The 14,954-nt window shown below is 60.8% G+C and carries 12 protein-coding genes; all 12 read left to right on the forward strand.

Translation table 11 applies throughout. The annotated features are described in order from the left end of the window. Positions 1 to 77 precede the first annotated feature (77 nt). The 12 genes from DN745_RS20150 to DN745_RS00515 all read left to right on the forward strand — a co-directional run bounded on the left by DN745_RS20150 (position 78) and on the right by DN745_RS00515 (position 14,951). Positions 78 to 977, forward strand: coding sequence for a hypothetical protein (locus DN745_RS20150; protein ID WP_111337481.1), 900 nt, complete (start codon positions 78 to 80; stop codon positions 975 to 977). Positions 978 to 1,544: 567 nt separating this feature from the next. Continuing rightward, positions 1,545 to 2,555, forward strand: coding sequence for a type II secretion system protein GspC (gene gspC, locus DN745_RS00465; RefSeq protein WP_111331123.1), 1,011 nt, complete (start codon positions 1,545 to 1,547; stop codon positions 2,553 to 2,555). Positions 2,556 to 2,706: 151 nt separating this feature from the next. Then, the gene (gene gspD / locus DN745_RS00470) at positions 2,707 to 5,154 is read left to right on the forward strand and encodes a type II secretion system secretin GspD (protein WP_162687364.1); all 2,448 of its coding nucleotides are present in this window, start codon (positions 2,707 to 2,709) and stop codon (positions 5,152 to 5,154) included. Position 5,155: 1 nt separating this feature from the next. Continuing rightward, entirely contained in the window at positions 5,156 to 6,895 is a 1,740-nt protein-coding gene (gspE, locus tag DN745_RS00475; RefSeq protein ID WP_111331127.1) for a type II secretion system ATPase GspE, read from the forward strand. 73 nt (positions 6,896 to 6,968) lie between these two features. Further along, positions 6,969 to 8,195, forward strand: coding sequence for a type II secretion system inner membrane protein GspF (gspF, locus tag DN745_RS00480; protein ID WP_111331129.1), 1,227 nt, complete (start codon positions 6,969 to 6,971; stop codon positions 8,193 to 8,195). Between the two features lie 78 nt (positions 8,196 to 8,273). Next, positions 8,274 to 8,738, forward strand: a complete 465-nt coding sequence (locus DN745_RS00485) for a type II secretion system protein GspG (protein ID WP_162687365.1) — start codon at positions 8,274 to 8,276, stop codon at positions 8,736 to 8,738. A 51-nt stretch (positions 8,739 to 8,789) separates the two neighbouring features. After that, a complete protein-coding gene (locus DN745_RS00490; RefSeq protein WP_111331133.1) occupies positions 8,790 to 9,479 on the forward strand; it encodes a prepilin-type N-terminal cleavage/methylation domain-containing protein in 690 nt (229 codons plus the stop codon). Continuing rightward, the gene (locus tag DN745_RS00495) at positions 9,472 to 10,125 is read left to right on the forward strand and encodes a type IV pilus modification PilV family protein (protein WP_111331135.1); all 654 of its coding nucleotides are present in this window, start codon (positions 9,472 to 9,474) and stop codon (positions 10,123 to 10,125) included. Before DN745_RS00490 ends, DN745_RS00495 begins: the two co-directional genes overlap by 8 nt. Next, positions 10,122 to 10,940: a type II secretion system protein GspJ gene (locus DN745_RS00500; RefSeq protein WP_111331137.1), complete on the forward strand. Its 819-nt coding sequence runs from the start codon at positions 10,122 to 10,124 to the stop codon at positions 10,938 to 10,940. Before DN745_RS00495 ends, DN745_RS00500 begins: the two co-directional genes overlap by 4 nt. After that, positions 10,940 to 12,568: a type II secretion system protein GspK gene (locus tag DN745_RS00505; RefSeq protein WP_111331139.1), complete on the forward strand. Its 1,629-nt coding sequence runs from the start codon at positions 10,940 to 10,942 to the stop codon at positions 12,566 to 12,568. Before DN745_RS00500 ends, DN745_RS00505 begins: the two co-directional genes overlap by 1 nt. Further along, the gene (pilM, locus tag DN745_RS00510) at positions 12,568 to 14,358 is read left to right on the forward strand and encodes a pilus assembly protein PilM (RefSeq protein WP_111331141.1); all 1,791 of its coding nucleotides are present in this window, start codon (positions 12,568 to 12,570) and stop codon (positions 14,356 to 14,358) included. Before DN745_RS00505 ends, pilM begins: the two co-directional genes overlap by 1 nt. Continuing rightward, on the forward strand, positions 14,358 to 14,951 hold the full coding sequence (locus tag DN745_RS00515; protein WP_111331143.1) for a hypothetical protein: 594 nt from the start codon (positions 14,358 to 14,360) through the stop codon (positions 14,949 to 14,951). The genes pilM and DN745_RS00515 overlap by 1 nt, the downstream gene beginning before the upstream one ends. The last annotated feature ends 3 nt before the right edge of the window (positions 14,952 to 14,954 follow it).

The following is a 14,954-nucleotide window of genomic DNA, read 5'->3' on the forward strand; positions in this document are numbered from 1 at the left end:
GGGTCGGCGTACCATTTCTCGCCCTCTTCGGGGAAGTCTTGGATGAACGTCTTATAGAGCCAGCCATTGGGCCCGATATGGTAGGTTCCGACGTCCGCTCCCGTCCGCAGCCAGTATTCCTCGACATAGAGACCCAGGGCGACCCGTTCATTCTGCGGGAGCATGCCGGCGAAGAAGGTGACCTCGCGGGTCCATCCCTGCCCATCGATCTCGAAATAAAACCCATCAAGGTTGAAAGTTCCGTACTCCGATTGGAAGACGCACTCATCGCCGCCGCCGGAGCCGTTGTTGGTGCCAGTGCCGTTGTTGGTGCCAGTGCCGTTGTTGGTGCCAGTGCCGTTGTTGGTGCCGGTGCCGTTGTTGGAGCCAGTGCCGTTGTTGGAGCCAGTGCCGTTGTTGGTGCCAGTGCCGTTGTTGGAGCCAGTGCCGTTGTTGGAGCCAGTGCCGTTATTGGAGCCGGTGCCGTTGTTGGTGCCGGTGCCGTTATTGGTGCCGGTGCCGTTATTGGTGCCGGTGCTGTTATTGGTGCCGGTGCCGTTATTGGTACCAGAGCCGTTATTGGTGCCAGAGCCGTTATTGGTACCAGAGCCGTTGTTGGTGCCGGAGCCGTTATTGGTGCCGGAGCCGTTATTGGTGCCGGAGCCGTTATTGGTGCCGGTGCCGTTATTGGTGCCAGTGCCGTTGTTGGTGCCAGTGCCGTTATTGGTGCCAGTGCCGTTATTGGTGCCAGAGCCGTTATTGGTGCCAGAGCCGTTATTGGTACCAGAGCCGTTATTGGTACCAGAGCCGTTGTTCTCGCCCTGGTTTGCGCTGGGCCCGACATTTGTCGTGACTCTTGCCGCGTCGCCACATCCACTCAAAAGACCACCAAGCATCAGGGCTGTGGCCGCGGCTACGAGTTTCGAACGCTTAAATGGATTCATGGGATTTCGTTCCAGTTGGGTCTATCAGTGTCTAGGTGGTCACGCTCGATATAAGCTTTGTCGAATCGCATCATTTGCTTGGATGGCAAGCCTACCGAGGGTGGCGTTAAATCACAAATAGGATTGCCTAATTTCGTGTAATTTTTAGGATCGCAGGGGCGTCGAGGATGACTGGACTGTCGCGAAGGACGGGGCGCAGGTTCGATTTTTTTAGTGTCTTGAGGTGATTGACAAAATGTCACAAGCCTCGGCTAAAACGCGGGCGGTTTGACAAAATGTCATAATATTATAACACACGGGGTTTCTGGGTCCCCTGAGGTCGCCTCTAGCCGGTGTCGTTTCGTGGTATGGAACTTGCACTATTGTATGGTGCGCGCTGAGGTGTCGGGTCTAGCGCACCCTCTGGGGCTTCTTCGTTCGCTGCCATGGAATGAAGTCGAGATATCTGATGTTTGCCGCATTGCTTCGTTGGGTATTCCAAACTAGGAAGGTGGGCCCGGATTTCGACGGGCGATTTGAATCGCCGCAGGCGGCTCAACGCTCGATAAAAGCTCGACGCTCGACAAAAGAATGATATTAAGCCCCGGAGAATTTGATTCGGGCACGCCAAGATAAGGTTCTATGGAGAATTTCCTTCGAAAATATGGGTGGGCGCTGATGCTCGGGGTGATTGGTGTGGGGGCGCTGCTTCTGGCGCTCACGGCCAATAATATCCTGGCAAGCCAGCTCGCCCCGTTCACGGTTCCTGAGCTGCCCGAGATGCAGCAGGTTGCCCCGCGGCCCGCGCGCGCCTCGCAGTCCAAGGATTGGGACCGCACGATCGCGAAGCTCTGCTTGTTTGGGTGCGAAGATAACGCGCCCGTCGAGGAGTGCCCGGGCGGCTGCCCCGATGGCCAAGAATGCCAGGCGGGTCAGTGTCTTCCCGTTCAGGACCAGGCCGTCGATTCGGGGCTGCCGACCCTGAGCGACCTCAATATGCAATTGATGGGCGCGATGGTCGCCAGTAATCCCGAGTTTTCCATGGCGCTGCTTCGCGATGAGTCATCCGACGCGACCATGATTATGAGCACCGGTGATTTTATTCAGGGCACCATCGAGATCATCGAGATTCGCCGAGACCGCATCCTCTTATCGCGGGGCGGGCGTACCGAATATATGCTGATGAACCAGACGCTGGGGGGCGCGCCCACCAGCGCCACGCGGACCTCGGGGGTCACGCGCCCTCGGGCAGCCGCCAAGGCGCTCGCGCCTACACTGGGCAAGGCGCCGCGGGTCAACAGCGCGACCCAGGGCGCGGTCAAAAAGGTCAGCGATAACCAGTACGAGCTTAAGCGTGGTGCGCTCGACAAGCAGCTCAACGACCCCAAGGCGCTCGCCGAGCAGGGGCGCATCGCCCCGAACTTCAAAGACGGCAAGCGCGACGGCCTGAAGTTGGTCGGGCTGAGCCCCAATAGCGTGTACTCGCAATTGGGCATCCAGAGCGGCGACGTGCTGCAGTCGGTCAACGGTAAGAAGATCGACACGACCAGTCAGGCCATGGACCTCTTCGAGCAATTTAAATCCAGCGGTGAAGTGACCGTTGAGATTGAGCGGCGCGGCCAAAAAAAGCGCATGCAATATAAAATACATTGAGTTTTTTCGATATTCACCTTCAGTTCCGCCTTTTATTGAGACGTAGTTGATGATTCCGACGCAACGACAACTCCAGATTTCTTCCCCTCGCCGACGCGCGCCTCTGTTCTTGCCGCGGCGCATCACGCCCCATTTTTGCGCGGCATTATTGATGGGTGCGACCCTCTTTGCCGGGGCTTTGGTTCCCAGCGAGGCGGCCGCCCAGGAAAATAAGCCCGGCGTGATTGAGCGGGACGCTCCGGCGACAAACGAGGCGGAGAAGGAGGCCCCGGCGGCGGCGCCCAAGCCTGCGCGCTCCAGCGGCGAGACGGTTATCACGCCCGATAACGTCAGCCCGGACGAGCGCTTCAATTTGCCGGCGAATTTCGACACGAATTATCGCCCCAAGCGCACGCCGCGAAATACTCGCGTGACCCTCGACTTTCGCCAGGCGCAGCTCGCCGAGGTGGTGAAATTCTTCGCGGCCGCGATGAATAAGAACTTCATCATCGCGGATAATCTGCAGGCGAATAAGACCATCACGATCATCTCGCCGGAGGAGGTCTCGCTGGCGGAGGCGTATCGCGCGTTCGTCGCGGCGCTCGAGATGAACGGGTTGACCCTGGTGCCCTTTGGGCAATTCACCAAGATCATCGACTCCAAGAAGGCCATCTCCGAGCCCAGCCCCACCTATGGGGAGGGCGAGCGGCTGCCGAACCTGCAGCGCATGGTCACGGCGATCGTGCCGGTCGAGAATAGCTCGCCCGAAGAGATGCAGGGGATCATCAGCAAATTCGTCAGCAGCTCGGCGACGATCATCCCCTACGGCTCAAGCCTGATCATCACCGAGAACGCCTCGAACCTCACGCGCATCCGTGACCTGATCAAGCGCCTGGACCTCGACGAGGCCCAGGAGCAGGTTCATGTCTATGAGGTCCAATATGCCGAGGCCGCCGATATTCAGGCGAAGCTGACCGAGATTTTCGGCGCCGGCGATAAGAATCAAACCGCCGCCCAGCGCAAAGCCGCGGCCGCCAAAAAAGGCGACTCCGGCAGCGACCTGAACGTCCAGATCTCGCAGATCATCGCCGACGAGCGCACCAATAAGCTGATCATCCTGGCGAACCCGCGCGACTTCGGCCAGATCAAGTCGATGATCGAGCTGCTCGACGTGCCGACCGCCGTGGGCGGCCAGGTGCACGTGAAATTCCTGGAATATGCCGCCGCCGAAGAGATCGCGTCGGCGCTGTCGGGGCTTAGCTCCGGCAGCAACCGGCAGCAAACCACGCGTCGTGGCCGCGCCCCGGCACCCGCGCCGACCAACCAGGTCGCCGCGCTGCTCGACGGCGAAGTCCAGATCACCGCCTACACGCCCAATAACGCGCTGATCGTCACCGCCGCGCCCAAGGATTTCGTCGCGCTTGAGAGCGTGATCGACCGCCTCGACCGCCCGCGCAAGCAGGTCTATGTCGAAGCCGTCATCCTCGAGATCGCCATGGACACCAACTCGAAGTTGGGCATGGGCTTTAGCGCGGTGAGCGGCAAGGATTATGACGGCATTATCCCCGACTCCGCCCAGGAGTCCGGGCTGATCGATAATACCCAGGGCGGCATTATCGGGCAGAGCAACTTCAAGGGTCTGGCCTCGCTCTTCGGCGGGGCGCTCGGCGGCACCATCGGGCTTATCGGGCCGATCGCCACGATCCCAGGCACCGAGATTTCGCTGCCCGCGTTCGCGCTGACGCTCATGGCGACCCAGACCGACAGCGCGGTGAACCTGCTGTCGGCGCCGGCTGTGATGACGATGGATAACGAGGAAGCCGAGATCGTGGTCGCCGACCGCGTCCCCTTCGTCACCGGCATCGCCAGTGGGTTGAGCGGACTGAGCGGGTTGGCCGGGCTCGCGGGCGGAAGCTCCGGCGCGGCCGGACTCGGCGCCCTGGGCGGACTCGGCGGGCTTATCTCGCCGGTGCAATACGAGGACGTCGGTATCACGCTGCGCATCTTGCCGCAGATCAACGAGAGCTCGTATGTGCGCCTCGAGATCGACCAGGAGGTCAGTGACCTTAAGGGCGCCTCGACCGAGAGCAACCCGACCCCTACGCGCACCAAGCGCAGCATCAAGACGGTCGTGTTGGTCGAGGACCAGGCCACCGTCGTGTTGGGCGGCCTGATGAAAGAGAGCGAGACCAAGACCGTCACGAAAGTGCCGTTTTTGGGCGACATACCGCTGCTCGGGTTCCTCTTCCGCGACACCGGCACGCGCAAGGTCAAACAGAACCTCGTGCTGATGCTCACGCCGTATATTATCGAGAGTAAATCCGACATTCAGAAGATTTACGACCGCAAGATGGAAGAGCGAAAAGAGCTGTCCAAGCTGCTCAAGATCGACAGCAAGGATTATATCCGCAACGTCAACTTCCAGAAGAAGACCGGGCTTGTGGACCGCATGCGCAGCACGCTTCGCGAGGCGCAGCTCAACGCCGCGGCCCGCGAGGCCGCCGCTGCCGCCTTTGAGAACCAGGGGCCGCGCTATCAGATCCTGGGCAGCCAGGGCAAAGCGGGCCAGCCGAAATCAAACGCGAACGACGACTCCCAGGGCAACCCGGAGCAACCGTAATATGTATAACCGTCAAAAAATCGGAGATATCCTGATGCGCTGGGGGCATATTACCCCGGCGCAGCTCGAAAAGGCCCTCGGCCAGCAGCGCGAGAAGGGCGGCCTCATCGGCCAGGTCCTCATCGCGATGGAAGCCGCCACCGAGGCCCAGGTCATGGAGGCGCTGGCCACCCAGCTCGACTACCCCTATGAGCCGGGCATCGAGTCGGAGGCCATCGACCTGGCGCTGCTCGAGAAGTTGCAGCTGGGCTACGCGCGCGAGCACCGCGTGCTGCCCTTTGGCGTGCGCAATAATATGGTCCTGGTCGGCACGGATAACCCGCTGCACGTCGAGGCCCTCGACCAGATCCGCTTTTTGACGGGCAAAGAAGTGCTGCCGGTGGTGGTCCCGACCACCCCGCTGATGGACGCGATCAACAACGTCTTTGACCGCAAGAACCGCCAGCTAGGCGGCGGTCTGGATGAGCTCGACGAGGCCGAAAGCCCGCAGGGTGATGACGCCAGCATCGACATCAACGACCTGCTCGACGCCGCCGATGACGACGAGGCCCCGGTCATTCGTTTCGTCAATAGCCTCTTCGTGCAGGCGGTGCGCGAGCGCGCCAGTGATATCCACGTGGAGCCGGGCGAAAAAGAGCTCACGGTGCGCTTTCGCATCGACGGTGTGCTCAAAGAAATCGCCCACCCGCCGCGCCGATTTATGTCGTCGATCCTCACCCGCATTAAGATTATGGCGGGGTTGGACATCGCCGAAAAACGCCTGCCCCAGGACGGGCGTATTCGCATTAAGATGGCCGGTAAAGATATCGATATTCGTGTGGCGACCGCCCCGGCGATTCACGGCGAGCGCATCACGATGCGACTGCTGGATAAGTCCGCGGTGCTGCTGGATGTGCGCGATATCGGCCTGTCCCCCGAGAACCAGGAGCTTCTGCTGAAGCTGGTCCACCGCCCCAACGGCATCATCCTGGTCACCGGCCCGACCGGCTCCGGTAAGACGACCACGCTGTATTCGGCGCTCACCGAGATCAACCAGCCGGATAAGAATATTCTGACCATCGAAGACCCGGTCGAGTACCAGCTCGAGGGCATCAGTCAGATGCAGGTCAACGCCAAGATTAAGCTTAATTTCGCGACCGGCCTGCGCAGCTACCTGCGCCACGACCCCGACGTCATCATGGTCGGTGAGATTCGTGACCTTGAGACCGCTGAGATGGCGATTCAGGCCTCCCTCACCGGTCACCTTGTGTTCTCGACCTTGCATACCAACGACGCAGCGAGTGCGTTTACGCGCCTGACCGACATGGGCGTGGAGCCCTTCCTGGTCAGCTCGACGGTCATCGCCTCGCTCGCCCAGCGCCTGATCCGGCGGCTGTGCTCGGAGTGCAAGGAGCCCTATACCCCGACCGATACGGTGCTCGACGAGATGGGCATCAGCGCGCAGATGTTGGCCGAGGCCGGCGGGCATGTGTACCGCGCGCGCGACGGCGGCTGCGAGCATTGTCTGGGGCTGGGCTACCGGGGCCGAAGCGGTATCCACGAGATCCTGCACGTGCAGGACTCGGTGCGAAACCTGGTCATGAACCGGGCGGACGCCTCCAATATCAAGCGCGAAGCCTGCGCCCAGGGCATGCGCACCATGCGCGAAGACGGCGCGATCAAGGTGCTCGCCGGGATGACCAGCATCGAAGAGGTGTTGCGCGTCACCCAGGAAGATGACCCGGAAGAAGAAGCGATTTGATTAGGCGGCGAGTGCCGCTTTATCGCACGTATCTAGACAGAGTTCTTGTCCCCCGAAGGATGGCTTAATACCGATGCCCGTGTACGAATACAAAGGCCTGGACGCCGCTGGAAAGAGCGTCAAAGGTATCCACAACGCTGACACCAAGGGAGCGTTGCGCCAGCATCTGCAGGGTAAGGGCATCTATGTCACCGACGTTTGGGAGGGCAAGGCCGGCGCCGGCGAGAAGCGCGACGGCGACGTCGACTTCAAGAAGATGTTCGAGCGGGTGGGGATTCGGGATATCTCCATCCTCACCCGCCAACTCGCCACGCTCACCCGCGCGGGCATCCCGCTGGTCGAGTCCCTCAACGCCCTGAGTGACCAGGCCGACAAAGAGGAGCTTAAGCGCGTCTTGAGCGAAGTGCGCCAGAAGGTCAACGAGGGGTCGAGCCTGGCCAAAGCGCTGGCCGACCACCCGAAATATTTTAATAATCTCTACGTCAATATGGTGCGCGCCGGCGAAAGCTCGGGCAACCTGGACGTGGTCTTGGAGCGTCTGACCGAGTTCCTGGAAGCCCAGCTCGAATTGCGCGGCAAGATCATCGGCGCCATGGTCTACCCGATCATCATGTCGGTGGTCGGCGTGGCGATTATGAGCCTGCTCTTTATCTTCGTGATCCCCAAGATCACCCGGATCTTCGAGGACCAGGGCGCCGCGCTTCCCTGGATCACCCAGCGCCTGCTGGACGTGAGTTATCTCTTCTCGAATTTCTGGTTCATCATCTTCCCGCTGATGGGCGCCGCGGTCTACGGCTTCATGCATTGGAAGGGCACCAAGGATGGCCGGGAAAAGTGGGACCGCTTTGTGCTGAAGGTGCCGATCTTTGGGCCCCTGGTGCGCATGATCGCTATCGCGCGTTTTGCCCGCACGCTGGGCACGCTGCTGAGCAGTGGCGTGCCGCTTTTGACCGCGCTCGATATCGTCAAAAACATCCTGGGCAACACCCGGCTGATTGAAGTTATCGAGGACGCGCGCGTCAATATTCGAGAGGGCGAGTCCATCGCCCAGCCGCTGAAGCGCTCGGGCGAATTCCCGCCGCTGGTGACCCATATGATCGCGGTCGGCGAGCGCAGCGGCCAGCTCGAGGAGATGCTCGACAACGTGGCCATCGCCTATAATCAGCAGGTCGATATGCGCGTGCAGGCGCTCACGACCATCCTGGAGCCCCTGATGATCGTGCTGATGGGCGGCGGCGTTGCGTCCATCGTCTTCGCCGTCATGCTCCCGATTTTGCAGCTCAACCAGAATATCGGATAACCGACAATGTCCGCGCAGACGCACCCTGAAAATCGCACTCAAACTTTCAATCGTTCACCCATAAATGGAGCCAATCCTATGACGCATATGACCCCGCAGAACACCGAGACTCAGGACCTGAACACCCTCGAAGGCCGCCTGGCCGCGCGCCCGCGCATGGCCGACGTGATCCGCAATACGAAGGGCATGACCCTCGTCGAGATCATGATCGTCGTCACGATTATGGCGTCGATCATGGGCGTGGTTGGCTTCTTCGTCTTCGGCGCGCTGGACGAGGCCAACAAGAAGGAGGCCATCATTCAGATCGGTAACTACGAGCAATTGGTCAACACCTACTACCTGACCACCGACCCGCACTCCCTGCCCGATAGCCTGGAGGACCTGGCGACCAAAAAACGCCTGGCCGAGAGCATCAAGCCGGACCCGTGGGGGACGCCGTATATCTACAAAAAGCTGGGCGGGCGTGAGTTCGAGATCATCAGCGCCGGGCCGGACCTGACCGAAGGCACCGAAGACGATATCAGCAGCAAGGCCAAAGAATAAAAGAATAATCGCTGCGCTCGCCGTCCCCCGAGTACTTAGGGAGTATTATAAGTGACATCGTTGCCCCAAAATCGAGCGCCGGCCGCCACATCTCGAGGGTTTACCCTCGTCGAGATGCTGGTGGTCCTGGCGATCGCTGCGGGCATGATGGGGGCGGCGATCTACGGGCTCAATATGGTGACGGCCGCGGATCTTCGCGATGAGGCGATGCGCCTGACCTCGGTGATGCAATATACCTGGTCGCGCGCGGCGGTTGAGCAGGTCAATTATCGACTGGTCCTGGACCTCGACGAGAATACCTATTGGACCGAGGTCAGCGACGCGGCGGTGGTCAAGGAGTTGTCGGACGCCGGTGAGCTGCGCCGGGAGCGCCAGCAGCGCGCGGAGAGCCGCGGGGAAGAAGATAGCGAGGCGATGGGTTTTGACACCGACCCCTTCGGCATCACCCGCCCCACGAACTTTGCCCGGGCCGAGAGCGCGGCGATCGACGCCAAGAATTTCCACGACGGCATCGAGATTTACCAGGTGCTGACCACGCGTCAGAACCAGCCGATCACCGACGGTCAGGTGGCGGTGAGTTTCTTCCCCGACGGATTTCAGGAGCCCGTGATCATCGTGCTTAAAGATGAGCACGGCGCGTTTTATTCGGTTATCAACGAGCCCTTAACCGGGCGCATCAAGATCTATAGCCGCCTCATCGAGGACCGAGAACGGCTCGACCAGGGAGAGAGCGATGACTAAATACGCGCCCCGATCGGGCTCCAAACCGTCGGCGCGTCGCGCAGACGCCGGCTTTACCCTGCTTGAGGTGCTCATCGCGCTGGCGATCTTGGCCAGCGTGATGACGGTGCTCATGGGCACCATGGCCAATAGCGGCCAGCAGGCCATCTACGCGAATACGCTGACCCGGGTCAGTGAGCTTGCGCGCACGAAGATGATCGACCTGGAATACGAGATCATCGAAGAGGGGATGTCCGACGATATCGAGGAATACAGCGGCGACTTCCGCGAAGAGGGCTATCCCAATATTACCTGGGAGGCGCGCGTGGACCCGGTCGAGATCCCCGAAGAGGTCAAAGATGAGCTGCTCGGGCAGGTCAACTCGCAGCTCTTCGGTGGCGAGGAAGCCCAGGGCGCGCTCAAGGGCAACGCGGCGTTCAGCAGCAAATTGCCCATGCTGGTGTCGCTGGTGCCGATGATGATCAACCATATCGGCCGAAAAACCCGACGCGTGCGCCTGAAGGTGCACTATGAGTTCGCCAATGAGGAGCAGACCCTCAACCTGAGCCAATATATCGTCGACCAGGACTCGGCCGCCTTCGACCTCTTCGGCACCGGCGAGGACGCCGGTCCTGCGGCCGATCTGGATATGGGGGGCGGGCGATGAGCCTCTTTGCGCCGACCCAATATACGTGCGGGAAGATGCTGCGCGGCGCGCGCACCTGGCAGGCGGGTTTTACGCTGATCGAGGTGCTCCTCGCCGTGTCGATCATGGCGGCGATCACCGGCGTGATGTGGGTGAGCATCGGCGCGATGTTTGAGACTCGCGACTATATGGACAAGCGGTTTGAGCGCTATCAGATCATGCGCGTGGGGATGAACCGCATCTCGCGCGAGATCGCGACCGCCTATGTGGCGGGGCCGGCAAACGGCGGCGAGCCGCTGCCGGGCAAAGAGGGCGACGCGCTGCGCGAGCAGATCGAGTCGGGCGCGAATCGCCAGCTCAGCGAGCCGGTTCAGTTTGGCATGATCGGGCGAGAAAACTCCTTAAACTTCACGTCTTTAGCCCATATACGCACCCTGGCCGGGGAGCCGGCCAGTGAGCACGCCGAGATCGGGTATTTCGTGGAGCGCCGCCGCGACGACCAGGGCGATTGGTACGACGCCCTGATGCGCCGCGAGGGCACCACGGTCGACGACGACATCACCAAGGGCGGCCAGATCTATATGATGATCCCGAACGTCAAAAAGGTTGAGTTTGAGTATTGGGACACCGGGCCAGTGAAGGTTGGCACGATGGAAGAGATGGTCAAAGAAGGCCGTTGGATTCGCACCTGGGACACGACCCGCGAGGAGTTCTCGGGCCGGTTGCCCCCGCGCGTGCGCATCAAGATTACGCTGCCGTCGACGGACCCGCGCGGGCCGGATGAGCACTTCACCCTGCAGACTGAGATCGCGATCACGGAGGTGCTCGAGCTGTGATGAAACGCGACCGAAAAACAAACGCGCTGGCCCACGCGACGCGCCGCGTCATCGACGCCGTGGACCGCCCGGCCGGCGGCCTATTTCGGCGCACCCCCGGGGCCGCGTCGCGCCCGCGCGGCATCGCGTTGATGCTCACGCTCATCACCGTGACGGTGCTGTCGGCCGCCGTGGTCGAGTTCGCGTATTCCACGCGGGTCAACCTGAACCTGTCGGTCAACAGCGCGGATAAATTGCGCAGTTATTATCTGGCGCGCTCGGCGGTGAATTTGAGCCAATTGCTCGTGTCCTTCCAATTCGCGCTGCAGAGCGAGTCGACCGAGGCGGGCCGCGGGCAGGACTCCGACGAGATGGCCCAGCTGATCAGCCGGGCGGTGCGCCGAAGCAACTTCCAGCTCTACCAATACGTGCCCCTGCTGATGCAGACGTTTAGCTCGGGCAAATTGCAGAGCCCGGTCGGCGGGGTCAACCTGACCGAGTGGGGCGTGGAGGGCTTTGGGGAGTTCGCCGGTGACTTTACCGTAGAGGTCATCCCCGAAGAGGGGAAGGTCAACTTAAACCAATTCGCGGTCGAAGAGGTCAACGAGAAGGACCTGCAGCAGCTCTGCTCGATGGTCGTCGACCCGGCGTTTGACCCGATCTTTGAGCAGAAGGATAAGAACGGCGAGACCCTGAGCCGGGCGCTGGTCTTGTCGCGCATCATCGACTTTATTGACCTGAACACCACCGCGATTGAGCTGACCTCGGACTGCACCATTCGCGGCCAGGGCGGCGACGAGATGCGCCCCTACGAGAGCGGCGACGACCAGCCGAAGCCGCGAAACGCGAAGTTGACGCATATCGCCGAGCTCTATCAGGTGCCGGGCGTCACCGAAGCGTTTATGCGCACGTTCGCCGAGCAATTTACGGTCTATCCGGTCGGCCGGCCGAACCTGAACGTGGCGACCCTGCCGATCTTCTATTCGGTCCTGTGCCGCAACGTCACCATTCCGCCGGGCATGAGCCAGAGCGGCAACGTCTCGGCCTATAGTCTGTGCACGCAGAGCCCGCAGGTGCAGCTCGAGGTCCTGTATATGGCGATGGCGTTGGACGGAATTCGCGAGTTCTTCTCAGACCCGATGTCGGTCTTGATGGCCTATGTCGGCGGCACCGAGAGTTCGCTTTTGCCCTCGGCGAGCAAGGGGCAGACCGTGGCGTTTTTGAGCGTGAGCCAGTTGCCGCTGTTTATCAACGACTTAAAGCAGGACCCGGCGTTGATGGCCCAATTCCTGACCTACTCGCCGTCCTACCAGCAAATGGTCTCTGAGAACCCACAGATGTTGATTGACCCGATTAACCCGCAATTTCCGCAATGGACCATCGAATACGACCGCACCGGTTTGATGCGCTCGGTCTCCTCGCAGACGCCGACCATCTATCGTATGAAGGCGGTCGGTAACTACGGTTCGAGCCGCACGAATATCGAAACCGTGGTCGATTTTGGCAAAACGATCCGTCGTTTGCCCGACGAGAAATTGCTCACCGAAGATATCGACGACGACGAACAGGTCAAAGATCTCAAAGAGGCGCTGCGCGAGTTGCGCGAGACAATCCCGAAGGGACGCGTCTTATATTGGAGCGAAAAATAATGAGTACGACTATCATCGGCCTGGATTTTGGCACCCACTCGCTCAAGCTTATCCGCTTGTCGATGGGGCGAGAGCCGCGGGTTATTGGCTACGATATGGAGCCGATTCCGCGTGTCGTGACGCCCGAAGAAGCAGGCCCGGGCGACGCGCAGGATTTCGACGACGCACCCACGAGCGTGGTCAGCAAAGACGACGTGGAGGGCGCGCCGGGTGAGGCGGGCGAAGATGCTGCCGGCGACGACGGCGCGTCGGCCAATGGGGCCGCCAGGCCCGAAGCTGCAGACGACGCCAAGCCCTGGGGGCTGGCGCTTGAGCGGCTGATCGAGCGCGGCGCGATCGACGACGACGCGTTGATCGTGACCTTCTTGCCCGAAAACCAGGCCATGTCGATCCGCCAGGAGCTTCCCTTCGAGGAGCGCGCCAAGGTCGAGAATATCCTGCCGCATATGCTCAACGACCGCCTGCCGGTCGCCACCGAGAAGGTTATCTTCGACTTCCAGATCTTCCCGAAAAAGAAGCTGAGCACGGAGAGTTTTTCGGATACGGGAGTGGCCGATGAGGTCGCCGCCGAGGCGCTCGTGGGGTTTGCTCGGCGTGAGCAGATCGGCGAGTTCCTGGGCGAGCTTAGGTCCTATCATATCAATCCGGCGACCCTGGGCGTGCCCGAGTTGCTGATGTCCTACGCGCTGCAGCGCTGCGCGCCGAGCACCGACGCCACCTATGCCGTGATCGACATCGGGCATCGCTACACCCGCGTGCTCGTGCTCGAAAAATACGACCCGGTCGTCGCGCGCTCGATTCAATTTGGTGGCGAGCAGCTGACCGATGCGATCGCCGCGCGCTTTAAGTCGAGCTACGAGCAGGCCGAGCACCTCAAGGAGATCCGCGGGGTCATCCTGGGCGCCGCCGGGGCTTCGAGCGACGCGCGCAATGAGGCGAGCGTCGCCCTGAGCGAGTGTTTGAGCGACGCCACGCGCCCGCTGATTCGCGATATCCGGCGCACCTTCCAATCGCTGTATAACCGCACGCAAACGAAGATCGACGCGGTCTATATCTGCGGCGGAACCAGCCTGCTAAGCGGCTTGCCCGAGTATTTGGAGCAAGAGTTCGGCGTGCCGGTGTCGCATCTTCCGACGGACAATATTTCCGGATTCAGCGAAACCGTCGACACCCTGCCGGCCCAACTAAAGCTCACGCTGGCCACGTCGGCGGCGCTCCAGCAGATCGACGGGCGCGACGAAGATCGCTCGATCAACCTGCGCCGCCAGGAATTCGCGTACCGCGGCAAGTCCAGTTACCTGCGCTCGCAGATCTTCAAATATGCGGGGGCTGCGGCGGTGCTCTTCTTGTTGCTGATGGGCATGTTGTGGGCCCAGAAGATCCAATTGGAAGCCCAGCGCGATGCCATGCGCAACGCCCTGACCGAGCAGACCACCAAGCTCTTTGGCGAGCCGATTTATAGCAACTCCGTGATCCAGGCGCGCCTGAGCGGTGAGGAGACCTCCGGGAAGGGATTCGTCCCGCGCGCCAGCGCCTACGAGTTGTATTTTAAACTCGCCTCGAATATCCCCGCAGACCTCAACGTCACCTTCGACCGCGTTGAGACCGACGTGGACCGCAATATCGCCCAGCTTTACGGCGAAACCACGAGCCCTCAATCCGTGGAGCAGTTGATCGATAATCTGCGCGCCGTTGATTGCGTCCAGAGCGTTCGCCAGGAAGGCGAGCTTAAGATCAAAAGCGACACCGAAGTTGATTTTCACCTGCACGTTTCAAGCGAGTGCTCCTGATGGCTAAAGAAACACTAAGCGATAAATTCGACGCCCTGAGCGCGCGCGAGAAGAAGATGCTCGCGGCGATGGCGATCATTATGCCAATCCTGGTGATGGTGGTTATCAGCGGGCTCTTTAGCCGCTCCCTGGGCAGCATTGAGGACCAGACCCGCGAGTATCAAAAGTCGCTGGATCTGTTGGCGGTCGCCGGGCCAGTTTACCTCAAAAAGCAGGCGCCGACCGACAAGAATACGCTCGCGTCGTTATTCACCGAAGAAGTGCTGACCGACAACCCGGTGAAGCTCACCGGTTTTATGGCGGCGCGCGCCACCGAGGCCGGCGTCAGCCCGAATAGCTACGACACCGAGGAGATCCCGCTGGGCGGCAGCTCGTCGGACAAATCACAGCCCATGCTCTTTGAGAATAAGGTTCGGGTCGATATCCGCGCGACTCAAATCAATGATCTAATGAAGTTTCTGGAAGTCATCGAAAGAAGTGGAGAACCCGTGGTCATCAAACGCATCGACCTGCGCGGAAATTCGCGCGTCCCCGGCGAAGTCCGCGCGCGCGTCGAAGTCTCCACGTTCGTTAAAAAGAAGAAGGAGGGCTGATTT

The organism is Bradymonas sediminis, assembly GCF_003258315.1.
Classification (GTDB): domain Bacteria; phylum Myxococcota_A; class Bradymonadia; order Bradymonadales; family Bradymonadaceae; genus Bradymonas; species Bradymonas sediminis.

Bases quoted from the DNA above. Each gene is read 5' to 3' on its own strand.
- DN745_RS20150 (WP_111337481.1), top strand. From the start codon at position 78: ATGGTAGGTTCCGACGTCCGCTCCCGTCCGCAGCCAGTATTCCTCGAC.
- gspC (WP_111331123.1), top strand. From the start codon at position 1,545: ATGGAGAATTTCCTTCGAAAATATGGGTGGGCGCTGATGCTCGGGGTG.
- gspD (WP_162687364.1), top strand. From the start codon at position 2,707: ATGGGTGCGACCCTCTTTGCCGGGGCTTTGGTTCCCAGCGAGGCGGCC.
- gspE (WP_111331127.1), top strand. From the start codon at position 5,156: ATGTATAACCGTCAAAAAATCGGAGATATCCTGATGCGCTGGGGGCAT.
- gspF (WP_111331129.1), top strand. From the start codon at position 6,969: ATGCCCGTGTACGAATACAAAGGCCTGGACGCCGCTGGAAAGAGCGTC.
- DN745_RS00485 (WP_162687365.1), top strand. From the start codon at position 8,274: ATGACGCATATGACCCCGCAGAACACCGAGACTCAGGACCTGAACACC.
- DN745_RS00495 (WP_111331135.1), top strand. From the start codon at position 9,472: ATGACTAAATACGCGCCCCGATCGGGCTCCAAACCGTCGGCGCGTCGC.
- DN745_RS00500 (WP_111331137.1), top strand. From the start codon at position 10,122: ATGAGCCTCTTTGCGCCGACCCAATATACGTGCGGGAAGATGCTGCGC.
- DN745_RS00505 (WP_111331139.1), top strand. From the start codon at position 10,940: ATGAAACGCGACCGAAAAACAAACGCGCTGGCCCACGCGACGCGCCGC.
- pilM (WP_111331141.1), top strand. From the start codon at position 12,568: ATGAGTACGACTATCATCGGCCTGGATTTTGGCACCCACTCGCTCAAG.
- DN745_RS00515 (WP_111331143.1), top strand. From the start codon at position 14,358: ATGGCTAAAGAAACACTAAGCGATAAATTCGACGCCCTGAGCGCGCGC.